Source organism: Micromonospora sp. NPDC092111 (assembly GCF_044755745.1).
Classification (GTDB): domain Bacteria; phylum Actinomycetota; class Actinomycetes; order Mycobacteriales; family Micromonosporaceae; genus Micromonospora.
Genome location: NZ_JBIVRQ010000014.1, coordinates 47,621 through 60,258 on the forward strand (window position 1 = coordinate 47,621; position 12,638 = coordinate 60,258).

Here is a 12,638-nt window from a genome sequence, read left to right on the forward strand (position 1 = left end):
TACTGAGGGGACGCCAGCCGAAGGCGCGCCACGGGCCCGCCCCTCAGGCACCAGTTCGGAGCGGGATTCCGGGCCGGGTCGCCGCGCCGGTCCGCCGCACCACCGGCCAGTCCGCCGGAATGCGCTCCAGCACCCCACCGGCGAACACGTCGCGCAGCCCGAGGGGCTTCAGGTGCACGTACCCGATGTGGCAGTCGCAGAGCGTGGCGTCGCACGCCCGGGGCTTCAGGGCGGCCCGCCACGACCCGTCGTAGAGGTTGCCGATCGGGGTGGGCAGGAAGTGGCAGCGGCGCACCGTGCCGTCACCGAGCACGGAGATCGCCGTCTCCCCGGCGTGGCAGGGCCGGCCGAGCGACAGGTGCGGGCGGACGCTCCAGCCGAACAGCGGGTCCAGCGCCGTCCAGGTCGCCTCCTCCTCGGCGGTGTAGCTGCGGCCCTCGGCGGCGTTGACCCACAGGTAGACCGCTTCGGGCAGCGCGGCGCGCAGCGCCCGCGCCTCGGCCAGGTGCTCCGCCAGGCCCACCACTCCCACCGAGTACCGGACGTCCAGCTCGGACAGGCGGGCGCAGCGGGCGAGGAACCGTTCCCGGGTGACCTGCCCCGGGTGGTACGTGGTCCACAGCGCGGCCGTGGCCGGGTCGGCGTCGGCCAGCCAGTCCACCCGGGCGGCGAGGTTGGTCTGGATGACCACCCGGTCCACCTGCGGCAGGTGGGACAGCGCCACCATCGCCTCCCGGTACCAGCGTCGGGTCAGCCCCTCGCCCCACGGGGTGAACAGCACCGACAGCCGGACGTCGGTGGTCGCCGCCACCCAGTCGGTGAACCGGGCGAGCGCCGACCGGTCCTCGCGCAGCAGCTCCGGCGGGTCGACCCGCTTGGCGAACGGGCAGTACGGGCAGTCGTAGTTGCAGCTCGCCAGCGGCCCCCGGTAGAGGATCGCCAGGTCTGCCGCCGTGCCGCGCCGATCGGTGGGGCTCACCGGGGCAGGTACCCGGTCATCGCGCGGTGGACCCGCGCGGAGGTCAGCCATGGGCCGATCGCGTCGGAGCGGGCCAGCCCGGCCGGGGTGAGCCGCAGTCCGCCGTCGACGGCCCAGCCCCGCGCGACCAGCCGCCCCAGCTCGGGGAAGTCGTCGGTCGGCGGCCGGCCGAACCGGACGGCGTAGCCGGCGGCGTCGACGCCCTCGGCGCGCAGCAACGACTTGAGCAGCCATCGGCGGCGCTGCTCCGTGCCGTCGAGGGCGAACCCGAACTCGGCGTACCGGAAGTCGTCGGCCGGGCGGCCCAGGTAGTCGTCGAGCACCGCCCGCACCTGGGAGACACCGACCGCGTAGTCGAACGAGTAGTGCAGCGCGGTGGTGTAGGAGCGGGCCCCGCAGCCCAGGCCGACCATCCCGTCGTCCTGGCAGCAGTAGTCCGGGCCGTCCGGGGCCGGCACGTCGGCCCGACGGAACTGCCGCATCGACTCCTGCCGGTAGCCGGCCGCCCCCAACACCTCCACCGCCTGCTGGTAGCGGGCCAGCCGCTGGGCGTCCCAGTCGGCGCGGCCGTGCGCCCGCCGGCCCAGCCCGGTCAGCGGCCGGACGTAGAGCGGGTACAGGTACAGCTCCTCCGGCCGCCAGGCCAGCGCCGCGTCCAGGCTCTCCCGCCAGGTGGCGGCGGTCTGCCCGTCGATGCCGTAGATCAGGTCGATGTTGAGCACCGGGATCCGGGCGTCGCGGATCGCGCCGAGCGCCGCCTCCACCTCGCCGCGCCGCTGGGGTCGTCCGGCGGCGCGGGCCTCGACGTCGAGGAAGCTCTGCACGCCGATGCTCACCCGGCTGGTGCCGTACCCGGCCAGCACCGCCAGCCGGTCCGGCGTCGCGGTGGCCGGGGAGGTCTCCACCGACAGCGGTACGCCGGGCAGCCGCACCCCGGTGGTGAGCGTGGCGATGTCGAACAGCTCGGTCAGCTCGTCGGCGGTCAGGTAGGTGGGGGTGCCCCCGCCGAACGCCGCGCGGGCGTACCCGGCGTCGCCGCCGAGCGCGTCGGCGACCCGCCCGGCCTGTTGGCGTAGCTGCCGCAGGTAGGCCGTCACCTGCTCCTGCGGCGCGTTGGCCCGGGTGAACAGGTTGCAGAAGCCGCAGCGCATCTCGCAGAACGGCAGGTGCACGTAGAGGAAGAGCGCGTCCCGGGCCTCGGCCCGCCACAGATCGGCGAGCAGCGGCCGGGGCCGCAGCGCCCGGTACGAGGTCTTGTGCGGGTAGGCGTACAGGTACTGCTGGTACGGCGAGCCGTCGAGGCCCGTGTCGGTGCTGGTCACCATTCTCCCGGTTGCAGGGTGAAGTGGGCGTACGGGACGGTCCACACCACGTCGTGGCCGATCCGGTGGCCGGTGTGCCCGTCCTCGCCGTACGCCGTGCCGTGGTCGGCACAGATGATCGTGAACACCGGCCGTGACCGGCCGGTGGCCAGGGCGAACAGTCGGCCGATGCGGGAGTCGACGTACTCCAGGGCGGCGGCGTGACTGTCCCGGCTGTCGGTCTCGGCGCCGGGCAGGTGGTGCCGGTTGGGCTGGTGCAGCGCGGCGACGTTGAGGAAGGTGAACAACGGCCGGTCGGCCGGTACCCGGGGCAGCACCGCCGCCAGCCGGTCGAGCTGCGCGTCCAGGCAGGTGGGGGAGGTGACCCCGAACTCCGGCTCCCAGTGCGCCTCGGTGAACAGGCCGGGCAGCACCGCGCCGAGCGGGCTGCGCCGGTTGAAGAAGCCGACCCCGCCCAGGCAGAGCGTGTGGTACCCCTGGCCGGCCAGCGCGGTGGGCAGATCGGGAGCGTCGAAGACCCAGGTGTCGGCGCCGGCGGTCTCGCTGCCGGGGAACGCCGCCGCGTACAGCCGGTCGTGCCGGCCCGGCCCGGTCGGGGTGGGCAGGAAACCGGCGAAGAAGGCGTGGTGCGCGGCATAGGTGAAGCTGGCGGGGGAGTGCCGTCGCTCCCACCGCCCGCCGGGCAGCACCCGGGCGAGCTGCGGGGTGCGCCCCGCCCCGGCCAGCTCGTCGGCCACGTCCCACCGCAGCGTGTCGAGGGTGACCAGGAGCAGGTCGTGGCTGCCGATCAGGCTCCGCACCCGACCACCTCCCGGTCGGGTGGCGGCGCGGCGGACCGCCACCGGTCCCACCGGCCGCTGGTCAGCGCGTGCACCTGCTCGGCGTAGGTGTCCCGGCCGGCGGCCAGCACCCCGGGCAGCAGGTCACCGAACGCGTTGACCTCGGCCACCGCGTGCCGGCGCCAGCCCACCAGGAACATCAGGTCGACGCCGACGTGCAGCGACCGGGGGAAGCACCTCGCCGCCCGCTCGCAGGTCCGCATCGCCGCCGTCCAGGCCGCCGGCCCGGCCGACGCCCGCAGCGCGGCCAGGTCACCGCGCGCGTTGCCCAGGTGCAGGTTGGTCAGCGGACCCCGGGCCGCCCGGACCACGGCGTGGGTGGCCCGTCCGGCGACCACCACCACCCGCAGGTCGACCACCCGGTCGGCCAGCCCGGCCTTGGGCAGCCACCGCTCGACGTGCAGGCCGTCCGGGGCGAGCCGGTCGACGAGCGCCGCGACCGTCGCCTCGTCGTCGTAGCGGCGCAGCCGCAACGAGTTGAACAGCCCGTCGGGCGTGGTCTCGATGGTGGTGACGGCCTGTACCCGGCGCGGGCCGACCGCCAGCGCGATCACCCCGGCCGCCGACGAGCCGTGCGCCGGCTTGACGAACACCCGGTGCCATCCGACGGCCGCCATCGCCGCCCGCAGCTCGGCGTACCCGGCCACCGGCGGCAGCGCGGCCGGCACCGGCACCCCGGCGGCCGAGAGCAGCGCGTGGCAGCGCCGCTTGTCGCAGAGCGCCGCGACGTCGTCCGGGTGGTTGAGCAGCGTCGCGCCGCCGGCGGCCACCCGGGACATCCCGGCCACCAGCCCGGCGTACGTGTCGGCCAGCCCGACCAGCTCGCCGTGCCGGGCCGGGGTGGCGGACCGGCGCAGCAGCCGGTCCACCTCCGGGTCCTCACCGGGCGAGTCGACCCGGACCAGGGCGTCGGCGGCCGGCGGGGCCGCCCCGGTGAGCACCTGCATCCAGGACAGCACCGTCGGCTCGGGCAGGCCCGCGTCGCGCACCGCCCGGCGGAACAGCCCGACCCGCCGGTTGTCGGGGTTGCCGACGACGGTCAGTCGCATGTCACTCCGACACCGCCGGGTAGCGGTAGCTCTCGTCGTCGTCCTCCGGCTCCTGCGGGTCGGAGACATCCACCCGGACGCCGGGCAGCGCGGCGGCCACCGACGCGGCAGCCTGCTCCGACAGGTAGTGGTGGTGCAGGTCGAGGGCGGCCAGGTGGGTCAGCGGCTGGCCGGCCAGCAGGGCGGCCAGACCCTCGTCGCCGAGGGTGCCCAACGACAGGTCCAGCCGTTGCAGCCGGGCCACCACCGGCGCCGAGGCGAGCGCGGCGGCGAGGTCGTCGGCGATCTCGGCGTTGCGCAGGCCGAGCCGGCGCAGCGCGGGGAACAGCTTGCCGGTCAGTAGCCCGTCCAGGTCGGCCACGCCGGTGTTGCCGCCGTACTCGTCGGTGCCGAGCCACAGTTCCAGGTCGGTCAGGGCGGGCAGGTCGGAGTCGAGCACCGCGCCGACGAACCGCCGGGACAGCCCGCAGCTCTCCACCGCCAGCTCCCGTAGCCGGTCGTGCCGTACCGGGGTGAAGCCGAACAGCAGCCCACCGCGCACCCGCAGCACCTCCAGCGCCGGGTACGCCGTCAACAGTGGGCTGACGTCGCCGACCAGCATCCAGGAGACCTCGCACTCCTCGGAGGTCAGGTCGCCGAGGAAGAGGGACCGCAGCCGGGGCAGGCGCGGGGCCGCCGCGCAGAGCTGGGCGATCGGGGCGTGGTGGACCGCCGCGTACCCCCAGGAGCCGACGACCAGCGCCTCGACGCTGTCACCGGCCTGTGCGACGAACCGGTCGAACCGGTCCCGGAACCGCTCCGACAGGGTGCCCTCCGGGGCGTCCCGGTCGTAGTGCCAGTCGGCGATCCGCCAGCAGACCGGGCCGGTCACGACGGGCAGCGGCCCGTCGGCGGGGACGTCGACCACCGGCCGGCCGGCGAACGTCCGGGCGTGGGAACGGAAGGCCACCGCCGCTCACTCCCCGACCGCGGTGAAGCGGTAGACCCGGCCGCTGTACTGGCTGGGGGTCTGCGGGTTGCCGAGGTCGACGTCGACGCCGGGCAGCGCGGCCACCAGCCGCCGCTGGGTCTCCTCGGAGAGGAAGTGGTGGTGCAGGTCGAGGCGGCGCAGGTGGGTCAGCGGCTGCCCGGCGAGCAGGGCCTCGGCGCCGGGGTCGGTAAGCACCCCCATCGACAGGTCGAGGACCTCCAGTCGGGACACCACCGGGGCGGTGGCGACGGCCCCGGCGACCCGGTCGGCGTACTCGGCGTTGCAGACCGCCAGGTGCCGTAGCGCCGGCAGCCGGTCACCGGCCAGGATCGGGGCGAGGTCGCCGACGGTGGTGTCTCCGCCGTAGTTCTGCTGGCCCAGCCACAGGTCGAGCCGGCGCAGCGCGGGCAGGTCGCAGTCGCCGACCGCCCGGGTCACCGAGCCCGGCAGCCCACCGGTCTGCAGGCCCAGCTCGCGCAGCCCGGTGTGCCGCACCGGGTCCAGGCTCAGCTCGTTGGCCCCGCGCACCCACAGCACCTCCAGCTCCGGGTACGCCGTCAGCAGCGGGGTGAGGTCGCCGTGGGTGAGCCAGGAGATCTCGCACTGCTCGCTGACCAGGTCGGCGAGGAAGACCGCGCGCAGGCCGGTCCACTCCTTCGCCGCGTCGGCCAGCAGGTCGACCGGCGCCGCCCGCTCGTACGCCGAGCCCCACTCGCCGATCACCAGCGCCCGGACCGCGTCGCCGGGCACCTCGGCCCGCAGCGCGGTGACCAGGCCGGCGAACTCCGCCGGGTCGGCCTCGAAGTCCTCGACCTCCAGCCGCCAGGCCACGGCCGACGGGTCGTCGGGCAGGGTCATCCCCGGTGTGAAGGGGACCACCGGCATCCCGGCGAACGACGACATGTGCGAACTGATCACGCCTACCTCCGGCTCGACTGGTGCAGCGGCGGCGCGACCGTAACAGGCCCACCCGACAAGATGATCAGCGCCGGCCGGGCCGTGGCGCCCGGTCGAATGTGGCCGGGGACCGGGCGCGGCGGTACGGATCCTGCGGCGTCCGACCGTGGTCTCGGTGCGGCCGGCCTGCGGTTGGCGGGGCACCCGGACGACCGCTCCCGGGGGTGGAAGCCGATGCCCACGTACCGGAGCCGGTTGCTGAAACATAGCTGTAAGTCGTTGCAACGTTTTGCGGGACGGTACGTCGCGTGGCGGAGCTACGTCAAGGAACTCCCGGGCTGCGGACGACGGTCAAGAAGCCTGCCTGTGGTGACCTGGGGGATCGATGGCCCTGTTGCCAGCAGATGTCAAAAACTTTGCCGAAACTCTTGCAAAAGCTTTCAAGTGTCCCGCATCGTCGTGCTACCGGACGGCCGTCCACACTCGCCAGTGCCTCTTCGACCCCGGAAGTAGGTCCACTCCCGATGCCCACCCACCGCGTACCCCGGCACTCCCGGCTCCGCCGGGCCCTCGTCGCCCTCGCCGTCACCGCCACCTCGCTGACCCCGCTGAGCGTCCTGCCGGCCGCCACCGCCGCGAACGCCGCCGTCGCGCTCAACGACAGCGAGGTCACCGCCAACCTCTGGGAATGGAACTGGAGATCGGTCGCCTCGGCGTGCCTCAACCACCTCGGCCCGGCCGGCTTCGGCGCGGTTCAGGTCGCCCCGCCGCAGGAGTCGGTCAGCCTGCCGAACAGCGCCGACGGCGCACACCCCTGGTACGAGGTGTACCAGCCCGTCTCCTACCGGTTGGAGAGCCGCTTCGGCACCCGCCAGCAGTTCGCCGACATGGTCACCACCTGCCACGCCGCCGGCGTGCGGGTGTACGTCGACGCGGTGGTCAACCACATGGCCGGCGCGAACAACGCCGAGTCCGTCGTCGGCTACGCCGGCACCGACTTCTCCGGCCCCGGCTACAGCTTCCCGGCCGTGCCCTACGGCAACGGCGACTTCCACCGTCCGGGCGACAACTGCCCGACCTCGGGGGGCATCAACGACTGGAACAACGAGGCCCAGGTCACCAGCTGTGAGCTGCTGTCCCTGACGGACCTGTACACCGAGAAGGACAGCGTCCGCACCAGGATCGCCGGCTTCCTCAACGACCTGATCGGCCTCGGCGTCGACGGGTTCCGGGTGGACGCGGTCAAGCACGTGAGGAAGGACGACTTCGCCGCCATCCTCGGCAAGCTCCACAACACCGTGGCCGAGAACAAGCGCCCGTACGTCGCCCAGGAGATCTTCGACGGGGCGAGCAACGACGCCCTCAAGGCCCGCGCCTTCGTCGGCAACGGTGACGTGCTCGACTTCGCGTACGCCAAGGGCCTGAAGTCGGCCTTCCAGGGCTCGATCTCCGGCCTGGCCAACGTCGGGAGCTGGAACCTCGACGCGCCCAGCGCCAACGTGTTCGCCATGGTCACCAACCACGACCTGGAGCGCGACGGAGTGGTGCTGTCCTACCAGAACGGCAGCGACTACACCCTGGCCAACTACTTCCAGCTCGCCTACCCGCACGGCAAGCCGTCGGTCTACGACAGCTTCTCCTGGTCCAACCGCAACCAGTCCCCGCCGGCGGACGGCAACGGCTACGTCACCGACACCGTCTGCGGTGCGAGCTGGAACTGCCTGACCCAGTCCACCGGGATCAAGGGCATGGTCGGCTGGGCGAACACCGCGAAGTCGGTCAAGACCATCTCGGACTTCACCACGGTCAACAGCAACGTCATCGGCTTCCACCGGGGTGACCGGGCCTGGATCGGGATCAACGACTCCGGCTCCGCCACCACCGCCACCTTCACCACCGGCCTGGCCGACGGCCAGTACTGCGACGTCATCTCCGGTGTCAGGAGCGCGTCGGGCTGCACCGGCACGGTGGTCACCGTCTCGGCCGGCCGAGCCACCGTGCAGCTCCCCGCGAACAACGCGGTCGCCATCCACGTCAACGCCAGGGGCGGCAGCACCCCCGGCGTCACGGTCGCCACCACCTTCACGGTCAGCGCCACCGTCGCCAGCGGCCAGGACGTCCACCTGGTCGGCAGCATCCCGGCGCTCGGCTCCTGGGCCCCGGCCAGCGCCGTCAAGCTGACCGCCCAGGGCGGCGGTGTCTTCCGCGCGGTGGTCGACCTGCCGGCGTCGACGACGGTGGAGTTCAAGTTCCTCAAGAAGGACGCGGCCGGCGTGGTGACCTGGGAGTCGGGCGCCAACCGTACGCTGACCACCCCGGCGGGCGGCACCGCCGCGGTCACCGACACCTTCCGGGGAGACCCGGTCACCACCCAGGTCGCCGCGTCGTTCGACGTCACCGCGACCACCTACTACGGCCAGAACGTCTACCTGGTGGGCAGCATCGCGGCGCTGGGATCCTGGAACCCGGCCAACGCCGTGCCGCTCTCCTCGGCCAGCTACCCGGTGTGGCGGGCGACGGTGAACCTGCCGCCGAACACCACCGTCGAGTACAAGTACCTCAAGAAGAACCCCGACGGCACGGTGACCTGGGAGGCCGGCGGCAACCGCAGCGCCACCACCCCGTCCAGTGGCACCTGGAGCGCCAGCGACACCTGGCGCTGACACCGGCTGGACGGACCCGGTCACGGGTCACGGCTCAGGTGGTGATCGCGGTCGGGGGCAGGCGGTCCAGGGCGAGGGTGGCCAGCCACGGGAGGACCGTCGGATCAGCGCCGTCGGCGCCGTTGCCGAGGGTGAACACGATGACGGTCCTTCCACGGCGGACGGCAAGCCAGTCGCCGCCCGCGTACGCCTCCTCGGCGAGACCCGCCACCGGGGTGCCGAGATTGCGTCGCGCCGCCAGCGTGATCTGCGCCCGCTCGTCCCGGCTGACCTCGATGTTCAGCGCCGGGCGGCCCCGGCTGCCGTCGAAACCGGCAGCCTGCAGCGGATTACCGGCCGGCATCGGCACCTGGTACGGCCTGACCGAGCGGCCGAGCGCACGGGTCGCCTCCTCGACGGTGAGCAGGTCGCCAGGGCGCACCCACGACCCGTCGGCCGGCGGGACAACGGGTGCTGCGGTGGCCGGTGACGGCACACCGGCCACCGCAGCCGCGATCAGCTCCTCGTCGTCAGTGCTCGGCAGGTCCTCGAAGGCCGCCGTGGCGGCGGGCCGCCGGACGGTGACGTCGAGGACCCGGCGGGTCCAGGGCCGTACCCGGGCGGTGATCTCATCACCGACCCGGCAACCGGCCGCGATGTCGGCGGGCAGCACCCAGGCGCGGGTGCGCGCGGTCTGCCCGTCGTCGATGACCAGGTAGAAGGTCTTCGGGACGGTGCGCCGGTCGGCATCGTCGCCGACCTGCCTGCTCTGCCAGACCTGATGCCACAGCACCTCGCCGGTGACCGTGGCGGGATTGGCCGCGTCGAGCAGCGAGCGGCCCACCAGATAGGCCGCGTGGCCCAGCAGCGTGATGCCGAACAGGGTGAAGCAGACGGTGACCGTACCGGCCTCGAAGAGTCGGTGCCACAGGTCCCGGGGCGTGGCGAACGCCCACCCGACGAAGGCGGCGACGGCCGCCCGGAAGACGATCCAGCCGAGGCGCTGGCCGTAGCGGGGCAGCAGCGACGGGTAGGTGACGGTGACCACCCGCCAGGTGCCGGTGTAGGACGACCAGATCCGCCTGCGGTCGGCCCGGCCGAGGTCGATGACCTGGCTGGCCACCCGGGTCACGCCGACCGCGGCACCGTAGGGCAGGTAGCGGTCCCACACCGCGACGGCGGCGGGCGGCAGGTCCGCGAAGGACTCGTGCGCGGCGAGCCAGGCGCGCAGGCCCAGCCACCGGGAGGCCACGTCGCGGCCGGCCGGGGTGTCACGCTCGCCCGTGGCCTTTCCTGCGATGCCGCAGAAGATCGCGGTGACGACCAGGAAGAGTCCGGGTACGGCACCGTAGTCCCCGTCGTCGCGCCCCAGGTAGTGCGCGGCACCGGCGGCGACGCCCAACGAGACGATGCCGCCGAGGACGCACAGCGCGGTGACCATGACGGCAGAGAAGCGCCGGCGGGACAGGCCCAACCTGCGGGCGTCGGCGACGACCGCGATCCGGAACCTGCGGGCCCAGGCGGCGGCGCCTGCGTCGCTGTCGAAGCCGAGTGCGGTCAGCGGGACGACGCCACCGACGGCACGATCGGCGACCCGCTGGTACACCTGGTGCTCGTAACCGTTCAACCCGGCGGGACCGACGGCGGTGAGGTGCACGGTGGTGTGCCGGGGATCGTCACCAGCCTGCCGCAGTTCCAGGTGCCCGCGCGCGGCGAGGTCGAGCAGGGTGGCCTCGGCCGCATCGACGGTGACGGTCCACCGGTTGGCCAACAGGCTCACCACGGCGGGCGGCTCGTTGCCCGGGAAGTCCATGGCCGCCTGCCCGGAGGCCACGGCCGGCGGCCTGGTCAGCAGGCGCAGCGTGGCGTATGCGGCGAACCACCCGGCCACGCAGAGCGCGGGCAGGCCCACCTCCAGCAGCGCATCGACGGGCCTCACCGCGACCCTCGATCCGTTCCCGCCGGGTCAGAACCGCACGGCCACCTCACCACGCTCGTCACCGCCCGCTTCGAAGTACGTCTCGGCAGTGAACCCACCCATGCCCGCGATGATGTTCGTCGGTACCGACTGGACGGCCGCGTTGAGCGACTGGACCGCACTGTTGTAGAACTGCCTGGCGTACGCCACCTTGTCCTCGGTGCCGGCCAGTTCGGTCTGCAACGCCAGGAAGTTCGAGTTGGCCTTCAGCTCCGGGTATGCCTCCGCCAGCACGAACAACCTGCCCAACGCCTGGGTCAGCGCGCCCTCCGCGCCTGCCTGCGCCAGCGGCCCCTGCGCACCGACGGCCGAGGACCGGGCCGCGACCACCGCCTGCAGGGTCGCCCGCTCGTGGGAGGCATAGCCCCGCACCGTCTCCACCAGGTTCGGAATCAGCGAGTGACGGCGCTTGAGCTGCACGTCGACCTGCGCCCACGACGCCTTCACCTGGGTACGCAGCCGCACCAGCCGGTTGTAGGCGGAGACAGCCCACCCCACCAACGCCACCAGCACGACACCCACCACGATGAGGACGATGATGCCGGTGGCCATCGGGATGCCCCTCTGCCTCGATGTCGCCGGGACGACCATCCCGTCCGCTGCATAGTGGCCCGCTGCCCCGCTGGAGCAACGGTATTGTCACCGAACCGACTAACTGGTGCGGTGTCCCGAACCGTATGTCGCAGGTTCGAATCCTGCCAGGGGCACCTCACAGAACTGCAAACGCACAACGCGACCGGTCGATCACTGATCGTGGAAGCTAGTTTCGTGTTCGCGTAGACGATCAAGGATGCCCCGGCCGAGCGGCCGGGGCATCACACGTCGGCTCGATGTTCGGGTGCCGAACGCGCCCGGATCGCGGCATGTGAGTTAAACCGATCATGAAGTCTACTAACCTCGGTCTTTCACTTGGGCGTCGATCTATAGCTTCGGCTCGATGAATGCGATTCGTGGTTCTCCTGTTGTGCTGTTGGCATGCCGGTGGCCCGGCGCTCGGTCGGGTTCCTCCGTGTTGCTGGTCGGTGCGTGAGTCGCGGGGTCAGCCAGCGGGCCGGGGTAGTGCGGCAAGGTTGCTGAATGCTTTGGTCAACGCGTCGGTCCAGGGCTAGCCAGCGGCGATGGCCAGACGGGTCCGGCGGGCGGTGCGGGTGATCCGGCCGGTAACGGGCAGCAGTCGGTAACGCAGCTTCTTCGGTTCGGCGGTGGCCAGGTCGCCGTCCAGGAGCAGGTGTTGGGTCCAGGCGAGCAGGTCGATGCCGGTCAACGCCAGCTGGAGCCAGGCCTGATTGATCGCGAACACGCGGGACGGGAACCGGCCGAAGCTGGTGTTCTTGCCGCAGCGGATACGGTCCTCGACTCGGGCGTGGGCGCGGTGCCGGGCCTCCAGGAACTGGATGCTGTCGCTGCCTGGCGGGGTGTCGGTGGCCACGACCTGATGCCGCCAGCCTTCGACGGTGTCGAACAGCGACAGCTGGGCACCCGGATGCGGGCGTTCCCGGCGAACCAGGAACCGAGTGCCCTCCGGCCACCCGGTGACATCGACCAGGCCGGTGATCTCGCAGACCTGCGCATGTTCCCGCAGGTCGCCGCCGGTGTCAACGGCGGGGATCCAGCCGGTCGCGGCGCGGATCGCCGCCCGCACAGGTTCGGTGATCGCGGCGCCGACACTGAATCGGATGTCGAGATGCTGCTCGCGCAAGGCTCGGATGTGAGCGAGGAACCCATGGCTGGAGCCGGCCGAGTCCGAGCGCAGCAGGATCGCGGTGCCGTGCCGGAGCGCGTCGGGGATCTGGGCGAGGGCCTGGTCGAGCACGGTGATGTGGTCGGCGGTGGTGTTGGACCCGGCCCGCCCTTCGCGCAGCACACCGGCGAGGGCCTCGCCGGTGTTGTCCAGGAAACACAGCAGCGGGTGGAAGCCGAACGTCTTCTTCCAGGTACGGGTAGCTGATTCCTTCTCGGATG

At 72.6% G+C, this 12,638-nt stretch carries 9 protein-coding genes and 1 pseudogene; 1 reads left to right on the forward strand and 9 read right to left on the reverse strand.

The features are described 5' to 3' along the window. Positions 1-43: 43 nt before the first annotated feature. From ACIQG9_RS23695 to ACIQG9_RS23720, 6 genes are read right to left on the reverse strand one after another with little or no spacing between them, the layout of a single operon-like run. Entirely contained in the window at positions 44-979 is a 936-nt protein-coding gene (locus ACIQG9_RS23695; protein ID WP_400406167.1) for an STM4011 family radical SAM protein, read from the reverse strand. Then, positions 976-2,301: an STM4012 family radical SAM protein gene (locus ACIQG9_RS23700; protein ID WP_400406170.1), complete on the reverse strand. Its 1,326-nt coding sequence runs from the start codon at positions 2,299-2,301 to the stop codon at positions 976-978. Before ACIQG9_RS23700 ends, ACIQG9_RS23695 begins: the two co-directional genes overlap by 4 nt. Continuing rightward, positions 2,298-3,101: an STM4013/SEN3800 family hydrolase gene (locus ACIQG9_RS23705; RefSeq protein WP_400406173.1), complete on the reverse strand. Its 804-nt coding sequence runs from the start codon at positions 3,099-3,101 to the stop codon at positions 2,298-2,300. Before ACIQG9_RS23705 ends, ACIQG9_RS23700 begins: the two co-directional genes overlap by 4 nt. After that, positions 3,089-4,189, reverse strand: coding sequence for an STM4014 family protein (locus ACIQG9_RS23710; RefSeq protein ID WP_400406176.1), 1,101 nt, complete (start codon positions 4,187-4,189; stop codon positions 3,089-3,091). The genes ACIQG9_RS23705 and ACIQG9_RS23710 overlap by 13 nt, the downstream gene beginning before the upstream one ends. Position 4,190: 1 nt before the next feature. Continuing rightward, positions 4,191-5,138 carry an STM4015 family protein gene (locus ACIQG9_RS23715; RefSeq protein ID WP_400406179.1) on the reverse strand — a complete coding sequence of 316 codons (948 nt, stop codon included), beginning with the start codon at positions 5,136-5,138 and terminating at the stop codon, positions 4,191-4,193. A gap of 6 nt (positions 5,139-5,144) precedes the next feature. Then, positions 5,145-6,077 carry an STM4015 family protein gene (locus ACIQG9_RS23720; protein ID WP_400406181.1) on the reverse strand — a complete coding sequence of 311 codons (933 nt, stop codon included), beginning with the start codon at positions 6,075-6,077 and terminating at the stop codon, positions 5,145-5,147. A gap of 503 nt (positions 6,078-6,580) precedes the next feature. Here ACIQG9_RS23720 and ACIQG9_RS23725 point away from each other — a divergent pair. Continuing rightward, complete coding sequence (locus ACIQG9_RS23725; protein ID WP_400406184.1) at positions 6,581-8,719, forward strand: carbohydrate-binding module family 20 domain-containing protein; 2,139 nt, start codon at positions 6,581-6,583, stop codon at positions 8,717-8,719. A 34-nt stretch (positions 8,720-8,753) separates the two neighbouring features. On the opposite strand, the gene ACIQG9_RS23730 is transcribed toward ACIQG9_RS23725, so the two are convergent. The 3 genes and pseudogenes from ACIQG9_RS23730 to ACIQG9_RS23740 all read right to left on the reverse strand — a co-directional run. Further along, complete coding sequence (locus ACIQG9_RS23730) at positions 8,754-10,637, reverse strand: DUF2207 family protein (RefSeq protein ID WP_400406187.1); 1,884 nt, start codon at positions 10,635-10,637, stop codon at positions 8,754-8,756. A 27-nt stretch (positions 10,638-10,664) separates the two neighbouring features. Beyond that, the gene (locus ACIQG9_RS23735) at positions 10,665-11,228 is read right to left on the reverse strand and encodes a LemA family protein (RefSeq protein WP_400406190.1); all 564 of its coding nucleotides are present in this window, start codon (positions 11,226-11,228) and stop codon (positions 10,665-10,667) included. A gap of 487 nt (positions 11,229-11,715) precedes the next feature. Further along, positions 11,716-12,636: pseudogene (locus ACIQG9_RS23740) on the reverse strand (IS1380 family transposase); the annotation flags it as partial. Between the last annotated feature and the right edge of the window lie 2 nt (positions 12,637-12,638).

What these genes read in the sequence shown, in the direction of transcription:
- ACIQG9_RS23710 (WP_400406176.1), bottom strand. Translation starts at nt 4,189, where the DNA reads ATGCGACTGACCGTCGTCGGCAACCCCGACAACCGGCGGGTCGGGCTG.
- ACIQG9_RS23725 (WP_400406184.1), top strand. Translation starts at nt 6,581, where the DNA reads ATGCCCACCCACCGCGTACCCCGGCACTCCCGGCTCCGCCGGGCCCTC.
- ACIQG9_RS23735 (WP_400406190.1), bottom strand. Translation starts at nt 11,228, where the DNA reads ATGGCCACCGGCATCATCGTCCTCATCGTGGTGGGTGTCGTGCTGGTG.